Consider the following 14,292-nt stretch of genomic DNA (forward strand, 5'->3'; position numbering starts at 1 on the left):
ATTGTAAAGCGCTTTATTCAAAGCGCCCTGACTGGGCAGACGCGCATTATAGGGGATAGAAAATAACCGTCAACTGATTTCTGACGGTTATTTTATAAAGAGTGCGGAGAACTTCAGACTTCGGGAGCGGGCTTCTGCTTCTGACGCCAGCGCCACAGGGCCTGCACCGGTCCAGAGACGCTATAGGCTATGAAGATAAACCAGAGTATCCGTGACGGATCAGTGGAAATGATCGCAAATACCAGCACCACCAGCAGAATCACGAAAAACGGTACCCGTCCCTTGAGATCAAAGTCCTTGAAGCTGTAGTACCGCACGTTACTGACCATCATCAAGCCCGCCAGGGCAGTAAGCAGACCGACCAGGAAGCTGATATCGCCACCATCAATTCCGAAATCGCTCAGCGCCCAGACCATCCCGGCTACCAGACCTGCGCCTGATGGACTGGCCAGACCAGTGAAGAACCGCTTGTCTTCATCCCCTACGTGAGTGTTGAAACGGGCTAGTCGAAGGGCCGCACCGGCGACATAGATAAACGCAAATATCCAGCCCACCTTACCCAGATCACTCAGCGACCAGCTAAAAACAACCAGCGCTGGCGCTACGCCAAAGGCGACCATATCCGAAAGCGAGTCAAATTCAGCGCCAAACGCACTCTGCGTGTTGGTCATTCTTGCAACCCGACCATCCAGCCCATCAAGCACCATGGCTACGAATATCGCGATTGAAGCATTGGCGAAGTTTCCATCCATGGCGCTGACAATAGCGTAGAACCCGGAGAACAGCGCCGCGGTAGTAAACAGATTGGGAAGCAGGTAAATACCCCGGTGACGAATTTTCTCGCCACCCGGACCCGGTACCTCTTCGATGTGTTCATCGATCGGCAGCATGTTGTGTGCTGCCTGCATGTCGTCATCGGTGGATTGATGCTCTTGCTTGTCCGTCATGAATGTACCCTGAAAACGTTATCGAGGAGACAGTGTGGCAACTGATCACTCGGTTTGCCAGTTATGGCGAGACCGGACACAAAAAACGCGGCCGTAGCCGCGTTCCTTGTCTGTTGCATCCGAAATGCTTCAGTTCTTGCTCTTGTCCACAATCTTGTTCGCGGAAATCCACGGCATCATGCCACGAAGCTTCTCGCCAACCTGTTCGATCGGATGCGCTGCGTTGATCCGACGAGCAGCAGTCATCGAAGGATAGTTGTGTGCACCTTCGGCGATGAACATCTTGGCATACTCGCCGCTTTGAATACGCTTGAGTGCGTTGCGCATGGCTTCACGAGACTCGGCGTTGATAACCTCTGGGCCAGTAACGTATTCGCCATACTCTGCGTTGTTGGAGATCGAATAGTTCATGTTGGCGATGCCGCCTTCATACATGAGATCCACGATCAGCTTCAGCTCGTGCAGACACTCGAAGTAAGCCATCTCGGGCTCGTAACCGGCTTCCACCAGAGTCTCAAAGCCAGCCTTGACCAGCTCGACAGCACCACCGCAGAGAACAGCCTGCTCGCCGAACAGATCGGTTTCAGTTTCGTCCTTGAACGTGGTTTCAATAATACCGGTACGACCACCGCCTACACCGCAGGCGTAGGACAGGGCGACATTCTTGGCGTTGCCTGACGCATCCTGGAATACGGCGACCAGATCTGGAATACCGCCACCCTTGGTGAACTCGGTGCGTACGGTGTGGCCCGGCGCCTTGGGCGCGATCATGATTACGTCCAGATCCTTGCGTGGCACGATCTGGTTGTAGTGAATCGCGAAGCCGTGGGCGAAGGCCAATGTAGCACCCTGCTTCAGATTGGGTTCGATCTCGTCACGATACAACTGGGACTGGAACTCGTCAGGAGTCAGGATCATCACAACGTCTGCTGCAGCAACGGCTGATGGCACATCGCTGACTTTCAGACCATGGGCTTCTGCCTTGGCTACTGAAGAAGAACCTGGACGCAGACCGACGGTAACATCCACACCGGAATCGTTGAGGTTGCAGGCATGGGCGTGACCCTGCGAGCCGTAACCGATGATGGCTACTTTCTTGCCCTGGATGATGCTCAGATCGCAATCTTTATCGTAAAAAACGTGCATGAAATTCCCCTGTTTCTTGGCAGACCCTATCCGGGCCTGCTGTGTGATTAGATGCTTAAAACCTTTTCGCCCCGGGCAATACCCGAAACGCCGGTGCGTACCACTTCGATGACGGTGGTTGGCCCAATCGCCTCGATAAAACTGTCCAGCTTGTCGGAGGTACCTGCCAACTGCACTGTGTACACGCTGCTGGTTACATCGACAATCTGCCCACGGAAGATGTCGGTAGTACGCTTGACCTCGGCACGCTGAGCGCCCGTGGCCTTGATCTTCACGAGCATCAGCTCGCGTTCGATGTGCGCCCCTTCCGACAGGTTCACCAGTTTGACCACCTCAATGAGTTTGTTGAGGTTCTTGGTGATCTGCTCAATCACCTCATCATGCCCAACCGTGGTCAGCGTAAGGCGCGACAACGTCGGATCCTCGGTCGGCGCCACGGTCAGGGTTTCGATGTTGTAGTTGCGCTGGGAGAAAAGCCCGACTACACGGGACAAGGCTCCCGGCTCGTTTTCCAGCAACACGGATATTATATGTCTCATCATGTGCGCTCCGTCTTGCTCAGCCACATATCGCGCATCGAGCCATCCTTGATGTGCATCGGATATACGTGTTCGGAGTCATCTACCCGGATATCCATGAACACCAATTGGTCGCGATTGGCAAAGGCGCGCTCCATGGCTGGCTTGAGATCTTCAAGCTTCTCTACGCGAATACCAACGTGACCGTAGGACTCGGCCAACTTGACGAAGTCCGGCAACGACTCCATGTAGGAGTGCGAATGCCTTGCGCCGTATTGCATATCCTGCCACTGACGAACCATGCCCAGGGCCTGGTTGTTCAGCGTAATGATCTTGACCGGCAAGTTGTACTGCATGCAGGTGGACAGTTCCTGAATATTCATCTGGATACTACCCTCCCCCGTCACGCAGGCCACCTGAGCATCCGGGAAGTGCAATTTGACGCCCATAGCCGCAGGAAAGCCAAACCCCATGGTGCCGAGACCACCGGAATTGATCCAGCGATTAGGCTTGTCAAAGGGGTAGTACTGGGCCGCAAACATCTGGTGCTGACCCACGTCGGACGTGACATAGGCATCACCCTGCGTCACTTCCCAAAGCGTTTCGATAACCTTTTGCGGCTTGATGATGGAGCCATCGCCTTCATCATAGGGGAACATCCGACCCTCACCACGCCATTCACCAATCTGCTTCCACCAACTGGTTAGTGCCTCCTTGGCAGGACGCAGATTATGTTCCTTGACCATGGCAACCATTTCGCTCAACACGCTGTCGACCGGACCAACGATAGGCACATCAGCCCGAATGGTCTTGGAAATGGATGCGGGATCGATGTCAACGTGAATGATCTTGGCATTCGGGCAGAATTTGCTCGCGCCGTTAATTACCCGATCATCAAAACGCGCACCGATGCAAAGGATTACATCGCTGTGGTGCATGGTCACGTTAGCCGTATAGCTCCCGTGCATACCCAGCCAGCCGATGTATTGCGGATCAGTACCCGGATAGGCGCCGAGCCCCATCAGCGTATTGGTTACCGGCACGCCGAGCTCACGGGCGAGTTCGGTAAGCTGGGCAGAGCCGCCACCCAGAATTACGCCACCACCGGAATAGATAATCGGACGCTTGGCTTCAACCAACAGGTCCAGCGCCTTGCGAATCTGACCCGAGTGGCCGCGAACAGCAGGACTGTATGAGCGCAGCTTGACCTTCTTGGGGTAGCTGTACTCGAACTTTTCGGCCGGGTTGGTCATGTCTTTCGGAATATCCACGACCACAGGACCCGGGCGACCGCTCTGGGCAATATAAAAAGCCTTCTTGATGACCTCGGGGATTTCCCGCGGATCCTTGATCATGAAACTGTGTTTCACGATAGGGCGGGAGATACCCACCATGTCGGTCTCTTGAAAGGCGTCGGTACCAACCATGTTGCTGGCAACCTGACCCGAGAGCACAACCATGGGGATCGAGTCCATGAAGGCTGTGGCAATACCGGTAATGGTATTGGTTGCGCCGGGACCGGAGGTCACCAGCACAACACCGGCCTTGCCGGACGCACGCGCGTAGCCATCAGCCATGTGCGCCGCTGCCTGTTCGTGGCGTACCAGAATATGCTCGACATCATCCTGACGGAAAATCGCATCATAGACATGCAGCAAGGCACCACCGGGGTACCCGTAAATGTATTTAACACCCTCGTCACGCAATGAGCGGACGACCATCTCAGCGCCGGATAAAAGCTCCACTTTAGAATCACCTCTAGCTTGTCACCCATCAGAGACGGGCAACAGGGTACCTGTTTACTGCTCGGCAGAGCATTGACAACGGTGGTTGCCATGCATCAGCTTGACTACGTGCAATGGAGGCAGATCCTGTCGATGCCGGATCTGTCTCACCCAGCGCGAGGTAGCGCGTGCGGGTGCCAGGCCAGGAGCTGGCGGATTTCGCCACCTGGTTTGAGCAACAAAGCAATCTGAGTCGGCAACCTAGTGGGCTCCAATATCAGACTGCTCATGTGAACTACGAATTGTTTACACTCGGACGCCACAAGTCAAGCCAAGTTGGACGAAAGCATGATATCCGACACGCCTAGGACACAGACCTCTGGCCAATCATTCGGGGTCGGTTATATTAGGCAGGCTTAAAGCCCTCAACGCACGGATGGACAGGATATGCACAAGACGCTAATCGCACTCACCTTCGGCCTGCTGAGCAGCGTCGTTGCTGCCGAGCAAATGTACCGCTGGGTTGATGACCAGGGCGTACCCCAGTTCGGGCAGCAGCCGCCCGAAGGCAAAGCCTATCAACGAATGGACATCAGCTCCCCACCGCCACCCGGAGGCACGCTGCGCGCACCCGCCCCGCTTGCACAAAACGAGGACGATCAAGCGCAGACCGAAGAGGATCCGACTACCACCGACGCTGCGCTTGCGGCAAAGCGCACTGAGCAGTGCGCCAAGATTCGCAGCAACCTGCAAACCATGGAGCGTAATCCCCGCCTAAGCAAGACAACGGACGACGGGCAAACTATGCGGATAGGTGAAGATGAGCGTCAGGAAATGATGGATCAGGCACGCGCGGACCTGGAAGAATTCTGCAGCTGATCATAGGAAAGCTTTGGGACCTTTAACCCTCCATGGGGCCCAGGGCGTTCGTCATTCGGTCAATACGTGCGAGTAGCGCCAGCAAGTCCGACTGCCTGCGACCCAACTGCCTGAGTGCTTGCTCGCCCATCGGGGCAACCTGGCAAGTACCGGGTAAAGGGAGTCCTTGGTCGGCAAGCAGCCTCATCCGCGGTATGAATATCCATTGCAACCACAGCTCGAAAGTCAGAGTATCAACGCAAAAGGGCTGAGTACTGGCCAACTGAGCCTGAGTCGGAACCTGCGCCGACCACAAACCCAGCATGTGCATTTCGCTTTCCAGATCATTCAGCGCCAGGCATATATCTTCCCAGACAGCCGCTCTCACAGCGCTACGCGTGCCCGCTGCCTGGCTTCGGCCGCGCCCGCCGCGTTCCCCTGCTTCTCACGCGCATTGGCAATCAACTCCCACAATCCGGCCTGCAACGCGGGTCTACCCGCGGCATAACTCAATCCACGCTGGGCTACCTGCTCTGCCTGGAAAGCGTCCCCCTGGGCCAGCCTTACCTGCGCGAGACGGTAAAACACCTGCGGCTCACGCGGCGCGATGCGCATGGCGCGCTCAAGACTGGAGGAAGCGCCGCCCAGGTCGCCCCGCCCCTCCTGGTCACGGGCAGTGGTCAACAATGCCAGCACAGGGCCGTCAAGCTGCTCGTCCTGTTGCAGAGCAGAGCCGGCAGAAGAGCTCTGAACGCCACTCTGACCTTGGGTCTGGATATCGACTGGAAACGACTGAACGGCCTGCGAGCCACCAGCCTCATCCGGCACCATAACCACAACACCACCACCGGCTGGTCGCTCGACCTGCTGTGGTGGCTGCATCCCCGGCGAGTAGGTTATGTCTTCGCTGGATACCGGGCGACCGGAGTCAACCACAGGAACCGAGCCACCGGTACCGGCACACCCCACCAAGATTGTCGCGATGGCCAGCAGGCCGGGAAGTCTCATCTGCATTGCTATTTCCTCGTTGATTACTGCAACCAGCCGCGAATGGTATCCATCAGGCGGTTGGCTCCGTCCTTCAATCCTTCCTCACTCAGCATCGGGTTGCAACCCGGACCGGGTAGTGGCTGATAGCCTGACTTGAACGGCATCTGCACACTGCCGTCACAACTCGGATCACTACCCATACCCGTCTCCGTGTCGACCCAGGCCATGACAACACCTTGGACCGGCGCACTGCTGAGCCCCCTGGGGTTAGCCTGTGCCATGAAGTCGCTCCAGACCTGCAACGCACCGGATGCTCCGGTCAAGCCCGTATTGCTGTTATCGTCTCGCCCGATCCAGCTTACCGCCAGCAAATCATCCGAAAAACCTGCGAACCAGCTGTCACGCAAATCATTGGTGGTGCCCGTCTTGCCAGCCAGCAGAACACTGCGATCAATTCGGTTGTAGGCTGATCTGCCGGTCCCTTCGGTCATAACACGCGTCATCGCCTGCTGCAGGAGATAGATACTGGCTGCATCAAAACGCTGCTCTACCGCGAAGGGGTAACGCCGCAGCGGGTCCCCCTCCGTGGTCAGGACGTTGCGAATCGCTCGCAGCGGCGTATTGAACCCGCCACTGGCCAGGGTCTGATACATGTCAGTCACCTGCATCGGCGTCATCGAACCTGACCCCAGCAGCATCGATGGAAATGCTGGCCAGTCATGCTGCACTCCCATTCGCTTGATGGTCTCCAGGACCTCGGCCACACCCAGATCAACACCCACGCGCACTGCTGCCTGGTTGTAGGAGTGACTGAGAGCCTTGTGCAAAGGGACCCAACCGTGGGACTGGCGATCGTAGTTCTGCGGAGTCCAGGTCTGTCCGGGCTCGGCCTGCAGCGTTATAGGTGCGTCGTCGACGAGAGTGGTCAACGCGTACTCCTGGGGACGCTGGAGAGCCGTCAGATAGATCGCCGGCTTGACCAGCGAGCCTATGGGTCGTGACGCATCAAGCGCTCGATTGAAGCCCTGAAAGCGCGGATCGGTGCCACCCACCAGCGCTAGAACTTCGCCGCCCTGGGCACTGGTAACCACCATCGCCGATTCCAGCGGACTGGGCGCATCTGCACGCGTCAACCGTTTTATTGTCGACTGTACCGCCTGCTCAGCTTTTTTCTGTAATAACGGATCAAAGCTGGTGAAAATGCGCAAGCCTTCACTGGTCAGATCCTCATCGCGGTAGTCTTCACGCAACTGGCGCTTCACCAGGTCCATGAAAGCGGGATAGCTGGTATCCGCCATGCTGCCGCGCGCGGAGATATCCAAAGGCATGGCAATGGCCTCGCTCGCCTGCTCTTCGGTTATCATTCCCTGCTCCGCCAGCAGGCCGATCACCAGGTCACGACGGGCCTGGGCACGCTCGGGATGGCGACGCGGGTTGAGCATCGACGGGCCTTTGACCATTCCTACCAGCAACGCTACCTGATGCAACTGCAGCTCGTGCAAGGGCTGGGCAAAGTAGTACTGGCTACCCAAACCAAAACCATGCACGGCCCTGCGTCCGTCCTGACCAAGAAAAACCTCGTTCAGGTAGGCCTCGAGGATCTCCTCCTTGGAATAGTGCGCTTCAAGCAGGACCGCCATAATCGCTTCGGTGCCTTTGCGAATAAGGCTGCGATCACTTGTCAGATAAAAGTTCTTTACCAATTGCTGGGTCAGGGTGCTACCACCCTGCACCACGCCACCAGCTCGCACGTTGGCATACATGGCCCGGGCAATGCCCTTGGGGGAGACACCAAAATGCTGGAAGTAATCACGATCCTCGACAGCCACCAATGCTTCCACAAGAAAGGGCGGCGTCTGTTCCAGGCGAATGAGAATTCGGTCTTCGTTGTGAGCCGGGTAGATTCCACCTATCAACAAGGGCTCCAGACGGCCCATCACCAGGTTTCCATTACCCGCCAGGCTCGTGACTTGTCCGCCCTGGAACTGCACCTTCAGGAGTTGCGCAGGCTCAGTCCCTTCGAAAAATTGGAAGCCGCGGGTGTAGACGTTGATGCTGTTGCCATTGACTGATATCTGACCAGGCTGTTTTGCAGAGGTCGCCTTGCGATAGCCCAGCGCGCCCAGCTCGGTGAGAAAGTCATCACGACTGAGCTTCTGACCAGCAAAAAGCTCCAGCGGTCGAGCGAAAACCTTGGCCGGCACAGCCCAGCGTTTACCGGTAAACTTCTCCTGCACCACCGCATCCAGGTAGATGGTCAGTCCCGCAAGCAGTACCAGGCCCACCAAGCCGAGTTTGATGAACAGACCGGACCAGCCCTGCCAAAGCCCTTTCTTTTTGCTGCGAGCGCGTTTTTTAGCCATAACCCTCTGCACTTAATAAATGGCGTCATCGACTACTGTCGACAATCGCACCTGTTTGCGGTTGGCCTGAACCCGACCAACCCGCATAATGATCTTTTTGCCTTTCAAAGCAAGGATACACCGTGAGCCAGACACTGCTGAAAGCCCTGCAGAATCCCGATCTCTTCGACCACCCAGTGACCAGTTTTACATTGATGGAAACGCACATTTCCTGGGTACTGCTGACTGGCGACTATGTTTACAAGATAAAGAAGCCGGTCAACTTCGGTTTCCTGGATTATTCCACACTCGACCGTCGCCAGCATTTCTGCCATGAGGAAGTACGCCTCAACCGCCGACTTGCGCCTGATCTCTATCTCGACGTAATCAGTGTGCATGGCAGCGAGAGCGAACCCAACCTGAGCGGCGAAGGTCCAGTCGTCGAGTACATGGTCAAAACCAGGCAGTTCCGCCAACAGGATCTGCTCGGCAACATGCAGCGGGCAGGCTCATTGGAGGCCTGCCATATCGATAGTCTTGCCGAAAAACTGGCTCACTTTCATCAGCAGATAGAGCGCGCCCCACTGGAAACGCCCTGGGGCGAGCCAAACAATCTGCACTCGCCCGTAGCTGAAAACTTCACCGACTGTCGCGGACTACTGAGCGACCCTGCCGATCTCGCGCAGTTGGAGCAGCTCGAACAATGGGCGCATAGTACCTTCCAGCGACTAATCCCCCAACTGTCCCAACGTAAAGCTGAAGGCTTTATACGCGAATGTCATGGCGACATCTATCTCGACAACGTCACCCTGATAGACGGAGAGGTGACCCTGTTCGATGGCATAGAATTCAACGAGGCGTTCCGCTGGATCGACGTGATGAGCGATGTTGCTTTCATGGCCATGGACCTTGAGGATCGAGGGCTGAATGACCTGGCGCAACGCTTCGTCAATGCCTACCTGGAGCACACGGGTGATTACGCCGGCCTGGCGCTGCTGGACTACTACAAGGCCTACCGGGCGATGGTGCGCGCAAAGGTAGCGCTGTTGCGTCTGACCCAAGCCGACGTCAGCGACCAGGAACGCAAGGAAGTGTTGGCGCGCTATCACAGCTACGCCAACCTGGCTGAGCGGTATACCCATGTCCCCCTGCGGTTCGGCATCCTTACCCAGGGCGTGGCCGGCTCAGGCAAAAGCACCATAGCCCTGCACCTGGTGCAACAACTCGGAGCGATTCGTCTGCGCTCGGATACCGAACGCAAACGGCTGTTCGGTGTACAAGGAGCTGGCAACCTGAACGCTGGCCTTTATTCCCAGGACGTCAGCGAGAAGACCTATTCCCGGCTGGCCAGCCTGGCCGCTCAGGTGCTTGCTGCTGGATACCCTGTGGTCGTTGATGCCGCCAATCTCAAGCATTCTCAACGCGACTTGCTGCGTCAAGCCATCGAAAATCAGGGCGCACCCTGTCTCATACTGCAGTGCACAGCCTCACTGGATATCCTCGAAGAGCGCATAAGCAAGAGGCAGCGCGAGGGTATCGACCCTTCCGATGCAGATATGAACGTTGCCCGCCATCAGCTTGAGCAGATGGAGGAACTGACTGATGATGAAAAACCGTGCAGCATGCGTATCGCTACTGACGCGCAAGACAGTCTGAGCCAGTTGGTAAGCCAGCTTCGAGAACGATTCTAGCTTGACCAACGACGCGGCTGTACCTATCAGCCGCGTCGCACTACACTGCTTTCTGGGAACCAATAAAAAGAAGCCCAGACCATGCAAACAAATATAGTCCTCGGCCGCGACAATCACGTCCGTGCCTGCACCATCCCGCCAAGGGGTTCACGAGCAATTACCAGATACCATGGCTACCCTGCCAATCAGGCGCCAGGAGGGGTTGCATGATAGACGATGAACTCCTGACCATGCGTAATCTCGGCAAGACATCCGCCCAATGGCTACACGCTACCGGAATTCATGACCGTGACGAACTCGATCGTCGAGGCCCGGTAGGGGCCTATTGCGCGGTACGTGAAAGAGGGTTTCGGGCATCCAAATCATTGATGTTTGCCATTGCCGGTGCTCTGCAAGGCGTGCACTGGAACGACCTTGACCCCGAATACAAGGAACAGTTGCTGGAACAGCTCAGGCAGCGTCAGGCAAAGCATTGATTAGGTGTGAAGAGCACTTTACGCTGGGGCCTCGCTCGCACAATAGTTGAAGCGGATCACGCTCACGACAATTTGTATTGGCGGTAGCTGAACCCACTGCAGTATCTTATTGCCAACGGCAAAGATTTTCCGAGCTCGTGCGACTTTCAGCTGCAGGTCTTGCCGGAAACAGGAAAACAAAAAAGGAATTCGCACATGTATCTCATCGGTGACCAGCCCCCCTACGCAGAAAAGCTCATCAACGCGCTGCAACTCATACCTGAGCAGCTGTTGGATGGATTGCCACCGTGCGGGGAACCCATTTCCCTGGATGCGGTAAACGACCTGTATGACCATGTCGGCAATAACCGTATATACCTGCTTCAATCCGGACTGCTGCATGCGGTGATTGAAGAAAAACCCCTGTTCTACATTCAGGAGGGCGACCTGATCGGGCTGCGCCAGGGTCTCAACACCGCTCCCTGCACCTACCGCAGCGACGAACCACTGATACTGGTTCCCTATGACCGTGAAGCGCTATTCAAGCACATTCACGGAAATAGCCAGCGGCAGGAACAGTTTACCCAGTACATCCTCGGCCAGGCAGCGCTCATGTCCGACGCACTGGCCTACAGCCGCCCACCTGAAGTACGGCCGGTAACCGGTTTTCAACAGTTTCCTGCCGGAGCCGAACTGATTCGCCAGGGCGACGACGCCGATCATGTTTTTATCATTACCGAAGGACACGCCGAAGCTTTCGTTCAGGGAATCAAGGTCGGTGACGTGCAGAAAGATGAAATTTTCGGCGCCATGGCTCTTTTCACTCGGGAAAAGCGTTCGGCAACCGTCATCGCCAGCGCAGCCACCACTGTGATGATGATCCCCAAGGATCAGTTCCTTGCTCTCATGCAAAGCAACCCGCGTATCGCCCACAGCCTGATCGAAAGCATGGCCCGCAGGATAGACCTGATGAACAAAGAACTGACCCAGTTCAAGCAGGCCACGAGGTAATGATACTCACCGCTTGACATGCGAATGAGAATCTATATTATTAGCAACAAGTCGCTGCGAGGCGACTTGTTGATAGCAGCTTGCTTCAAGCCGTTATCTCCTCATCAGGCTGATCACGGATTAGGCCCGCTCAATGAGCGGGCCATTTTTTTGTCCGGGTTCTCCCCCTACTCCCACTGCGCGCAATAATCCATATCGGGCAGGGCGGGGGTAAGCCAGACGAAGTCAGCCTGCATACGGTCGGGTAACGCACCACCCGCTTCAACGAGCAACACCACCAGTGGCGCAGGAGCATCATTGACCGGCCAGTGCACCGGCGCCCCCACGTCCTTGCGTACATGATAACTGCCCGCCAGGAGCAGCGCTGGCGTGGGGGCATCGATCAATTGGCTGACGATTCGCTGGTCACGCGCCTGCTGAATTGCCAGCATCGGCGGGAATTGCTCTTCGGGTAATTTGCCGCAGTGGGAAGTGGCGATCGTTTCGTTGAGTAACGCCAATGCCTCATGTAGCGACGCGCGATAAATCTACCGGCGCCGCGCGATAATTGAAGGGTGGTGAGTGTTGCTCACCGTGAAAAGGAATTTCAATTTATAGACTTGAGGGGCTTCGGGTTGAATGCGGGCTCCCAGGTGGCCAGATGGGATAGTTGCTCCCTGCCGGCAGGAACGCTACCCGCCTCACACTGCTGCAGTAACTCAGTGAACATGCGAACACCCATCGGCCCGAGGTCGCGCTGCCAGAGAGTAGCGGCCGTATCGTCCGGGCGCACCAGGCACCAGTCCTGGTAGATGATGGGGCCGGAGTCGACCCCGTCATCCATCCAGTAGAGAGACCCACCTGCTACAGGCTCACGCATGTGTATGGTCCACCGGACGGCGTCACGGCCCCTGTGAAGGGGCAGCAACGATGGATGGTACCCGGCGCAGCCGAGGGCTGACCTCGACCGAGCGCCGGCGGTTATATAGGCATGAGCATGAGCGGCTAGGATCAGGTCGCAGCGGGGCACGTGAATAGCCTCCAGGCGCCGCGCCGAGGTGACCGGGATCGAGAGCCGGGTGGCGTGATCAGCCAAGCTGTCACCCTGCGGGGAAACGACGTGAAGCACCTCGTGGCCGCGAAGCAGGCACTGATCGAGCACGGCCTTGCCGAGCCATTTCTGTCCTACGATGACTATTCGCATGAGTCCCCCATATATCTGAAGCCCTGAACCGCGCGGAAGTGGCCACCGAAGCCGCTGCCACCGCTGAACTTGACCCCGGCCTTGGCAGCGCTGGCGGCGAGCGTCGCGGCGCTCTTGGTCTTGTTGCCGCCCGCCAGCATGGCTGATACCTGCGTCCATCTGGGATCCCTGCGCAGCGCTGCCGCAAGGCCGGGGTGGCTGGTGTGGAATAGCGTGCGCAGCGGCAAGCCATAGCGGTTCTCGCCGGCCAGCCACATATCACAAACCGCGTTGAGAAAGCGCATACCGACGCCGGCGCCTTGCCATTCAGGCATCACCACAAGCCTGCAGGCCCTCGCTTCGACCATCCCAGGGCGAGTGGCAAAGGCGACATGGGCAACGGCCTCGTCACCCACCCAAGCGGTGTAATGGGTCGCGGCGACCATGGGCGGCAGCTTCAAATAGTGATGCTCTTCAAACACGGCGTAGTCGCGCTGTGCAGCCTGGCGAATCTCGACTTTGATCTCTGGCCTTCGCCGATGCCACCCCCGTTGAAAGGACTGATCGGCGGTGTCGTAGACCCAGTCTGGTTTGATCCAGTCGAGGATGTCGTAGTGGCAAGAAAGCAAAACAACCTGACCGCCTGTTCTGCGCCAGGCTTTGGAGAATGCGCCCGCGCCCACCTGGGCGATCTGCCGGTCGACCACTGAGCTGAACTCGTCCAGGACGGCCAACCGAGGGGCCTCACACACGAGCCTGGCGAGGGTTGCGCGGAACTGCTCACCCATGGATAGCACGTGGTAGGGCCGGAGCCAGGCCGGCACGCTGCCTAGGCCAACGGCCGACAGCGCGGCGGGTACCGGATCGAATGGACCGTCTGGGGTGATGGCATCGATCACTGGCAGGTTCTTCGGCCAGGCGGGGTCGTAAAGGGGGCCAAACTCGCGACCGATGCTGGTCTTGCCGGATCCGGACGGGCCGACGATCACGCCGATCTGCCACTCCTGGGAATCAATCGGCAGGTCGGCATCGATCACCACCTTGTGACCCTGCTCGACGTTAAAGAGGGACTTCACGCGGGCTGCGCGGTAGCTCTGGTAGTTGGGGCACTGGTGCTCTATGCGGATATTCATACGCAGACCACCCTGACCTTATGGCCCGCGCTTTTGAGGTTCTGGAAGGTTTGGCGCTGTGACTGCTCGCCGTCGCAGATGACAATTACCCCGTACTGGGGGCGGTACTTATACCCGTTCCGACCGGGCTGACGCTTCTGTTGCTGTGCCATGATGGCCTCCTAAATCGGCGCTCGGTGGCGCGCAATTGGGGAGGCTCATGGCCTTCTGATGATTGAGGGTCTTGCACCGAGGACACTTGATCTGTACCTCGGCTGCTTCTGTTGCTCTGGCGAGCAGTTTGGTGCAATTACCGCATCGAATGTTTTTCAACAT

The 14,292-nt window shown here is 57.2% G+C and carries 15 protein-coding genes and 1 pseudogene; 4 read left to right on the top strand and 12 right to left on the bottom strand.

Annotated features, from left to right (window positions below):
- Positions 1-113: 113 nt before the first annotated feature.
- The 4 genes from pssA to AAC076_RS08055 all read right to left on the bottom strand — a co-directional run bounded on the left by pssA (position 114) and on the right by AAC076_RS08055 (position 4,356).
- A complete protein-coding gene (pssA, locus tag AAC076_RS08040) occupies positions 114-947 on the bottom strand; it encodes a CDP-diacylglycerol--serine O-phosphatidyltransferase (protein ID WP_339844240.1) in 834 nt (277 codons plus the stop codon).
- 129 nt (positions 948-1,076) lie between these two features.
- Entirely contained in the window at positions 1,077-2,093 is a 1,017-nt protein-coding gene (ilvC, locus tag AAC076_RS08045; RefSeq protein ID WP_339844242.1) for a ketol-acid reductoisomerase, read from the bottom strand.
- A 47-nt stretch (positions 2,094-2,140) separates the two neighbouring features.
- Positions 2,141-2,632, bottom strand: coding sequence for an acetolactate synthase small subunit (gene ilvN, locus AAC076_RS08050; RefSeq protein WP_339844504.1), 492 nt, complete (start codon positions 2,630-2,632; stop codon positions 2,141-2,143).
- Positions 2,632-4,356 carry an acetolactate synthase 3 large subunit gene (locus tag AAC076_RS08055; protein WP_339844243.1) on the bottom strand — a complete coding sequence of 575 codons (1,725 nt, stop codon included), beginning with the start codon at positions 4,354-4,356 and terminating at the stop codon, positions 2,632-2,634. Before AAC076_RS08055 ends, ilvN begins: the two co-directional genes overlap by 1 nt.
- A 426-nt stretch (positions 4,357-4,782) precedes the next feature.
- Between AAC076_RS08055 and AAC076_RS08060 the strand changes: the two genes are divergently transcribed.
- Positions 4,783-5,214, top strand: coding sequence for a DUF4124 domain-containing protein (locus AAC076_RS08060; RefSeq protein WP_339844244.1), 432 nt, complete (start codon positions 4,783-4,785; stop codon positions 5,212-5,214).
- A 22-nt stretch (positions 5,215-5,236) separates the two neighbouring features.
- On the opposite strand, the gene AAC076_RS08065 is transcribed toward AAC076_RS08060, so the two are convergent.
- Genes AAC076_RS08065 through mrcB form a run of 3 tightly spaced genes read right to left on the bottom strand, consistent with a single transcriptional unit; the run spans position 5,237 to position 8,546 of the window.
- The gene (locus AAC076_RS08065; RefSeq protein ID WP_339844245.1) at positions 5,237-5,581 is read right to left on the bottom strand and encodes a YqcC family protein; all 345 of its coding nucleotides are present in this window, start codon (positions 5,579-5,581) and stop codon (positions 5,237-5,239) included.
- The gene (locus AAC076_RS08070) at positions 5,578-6,207 is read right to left on the bottom strand and encodes a tetratricopeptide repeat protein (protein WP_339844248.1); all 630 of its coding nucleotides are present in this window, start codon (positions 6,205-6,207) and stop codon (positions 5,578-5,580) included. Before AAC076_RS08070 ends, AAC076_RS08065 begins: the two co-directional genes overlap by 4 nt.
- Before the next feature lie 17 nt (positions 6,208-6,224).
- Positions 6,225-8,546, bottom strand: a complete 2,322-nt coding sequence (gene mrcB, locus AAC076_RS08075; protein WP_339844251.1) for a penicillin-binding protein 1B — start codon at positions 8,544-8,546, stop codon at positions 6,225-6,227.
- A 122-nt stretch (positions 8,547-8,668) separates the two neighbouring features.
- Between mrcB and AAC076_RS08080 the strand changes: the two genes are divergently transcribed.
- From AAC076_RS08080 to AAC076_RS08090, 3 genes are all read left to right on the top strand, one after another.
- The gene (locus AAC076_RS08080) at positions 8,669-10,216 is read left to right on the top strand and encodes an AAA family ATPase (protein WP_339844254.1); all 1,548 of its coding nucleotides are present in this window, start codon (positions 8,669-8,671) and stop codon (positions 10,214-10,216) included.
- Between the two features lie 209 nt (positions 10,217-10,425).
- On the top strand, positions 10,426-10,692 hold the full coding sequence (locus tag AAC076_RS08085) for a TfoX/Sxy family protein (RefSeq protein ID WP_339844506.1): 267 nt from the start codon (positions 10,426-10,428) through the stop codon (positions 10,690-10,692).
- A gap of 195 nt (positions 10,693-10,887) precedes the next feature.
- Positions 10,888-11,682 (top strand): cyclic nucleotide-binding domain-containing protein, encoded by a 795-nt coding sequence (locus AAC076_RS08090; RefSeq protein ID WP_339844256.1) that lies wholly within the window; start codon positions 10,888-10,890, stop codon positions 11,680-11,682.
- A 167-nt stretch (positions 11,683-11,849) separates the two neighbouring features.
- Here the strand turns inward: AAC076_RS08090 and AAC076_RS08095 are convergent, their stop codons facing one another.
- The 5 genes and pseudogenes from AAC076_RS08095 to AAC076_RS08115 all read right to left on the bottom strand — a co-directional run.
- The gene (locus tag AAC076_RS08095) at positions 11,850-12,182 is read right to left on the bottom strand and encodes a ChaN family lipoprotein (protein WP_339844260.1); all 333 of its coding nucleotides are present in this window, start codon (positions 12,180-12,182) and stop codon (positions 11,850-11,852) included.
- Positions 12,183-12,268: 86 nt separating this feature from the next.
- Positions 12,269-12,865, bottom strand: a complete 597-nt coding sequence (locus tag AAC076_RS08100; protein WP_339844261.1) for a formyltransferase family protein — start codon at positions 12,863-12,865, stop codon at positions 12,269-12,271.
- Positions 12,856-13,977 (bottom strand): hypothetical protein, encoded by a 1,122-nt coding sequence (locus AAC076_RS08105; protein ID WP_339844262.1) that lies wholly within the window; start codon positions 13,975-13,977, stop codon positions 12,856-12,858. The genes AAC076_RS08100 and AAC076_RS08105 overlap by 10 nt, the downstream gene beginning before the upstream one ends.
- Positions 13,974-14,129, bottom strand: coding sequence for a hypothetical protein (locus AAC076_RS08110; protein ID WP_339844514.1), 156 nt, complete (start codon positions 14,127-14,129; stop codon positions 13,974-13,976). Before AAC076_RS08110 ends, AAC076_RS08105 begins: the two co-directional genes overlap by 4 nt.
- 40 nt (positions 14,130-14,169) lie before the next feature.
- A pseudogene (locus tag AAC076_RS08115) lies at positions 14,170-14,292 on the bottom strand (Com family DNA-binding transcriptional regulator); the annotation flags it as partial.

Origin of the sequence: uncultured Halopseudomonas sp., assembly GCF_963977355.1 — a bacterium.
Classification (GTDB): domain Bacteria; phylum Pseudomonadota; class Gammaproteobacteria; order Pseudomonadales; family Pseudomonadaceae; genus Halopseudomonas.

Bases quoted from the DNA above. Each gene is read 5' to 3' on its own strand.
- ilvN (WP_339844504.1), bottom strand. From the start codon at position 2,632: ATGAGACATATAATATCCGTGTTGCTGGAAAACGAGCCGGGAGCCTTG.
- AAC076_RS08090 (WP_339844256.1), top strand. From the start codon at position 10,888: ATGTATCTCATCGGTGACCAGCCCCCCTACGCAGAAAAGCTCATCAAC.
- ilvC (WP_339844242.1), bottom strand. From the start codon at position 2,093: ATGCACGTTTTTTACGATAAAGATTGCGATCTGAGCATCATCCAGGGC.
- mrcB (WP_339844251.1), bottom strand. From the start codon at position 8,546: ATGGCTAAAAAACGCGCTCGCAGCAAAAAGAAAGGGCTTTGGCAGGGC.
- AAC076_RS08070 (WP_339844248.1), bottom strand. From the start codon at position 6,207: ATGCAGATGAGACTTCCCGGCCTGCTGGCCATCGCGACAATCTTGGTG.
- AAC076_RS08110 (WP_339844514.1), bottom strand. From the start codon at position 14,129: ATGGCACAGCAACAGAAGCGTCAGCCCGGTCGGAACGGGTATAAGTAC.
- AAC076_RS08105 (WP_339844262.1), bottom strand. From the start codon at position 13,977: ATGAATATCCGCATAGAGCACCAGTGCCCCAACTACCAGAGCTACCGC.
- AAC076_RS08100 (WP_339844261.1), bottom strand. From the start codon at position 12,865: ATGCGAATAGTCATCGTAGGACAGAAATGGCTCGGCAAGGCCGTGCTC.
- AAC076_RS08060 (WP_339844244.1), top strand. From the start codon at position 4,783: ATGCACAAGACGCTAATCGCACTCACCTTCGGCCTGCTGAGCAGCGTC.
- pssA (WP_339844240.1), bottom strand. From the start codon at position 947: ATGACGGACAAGCAAGAGCATCAATCCACCGATGACGACATGCAGGCA.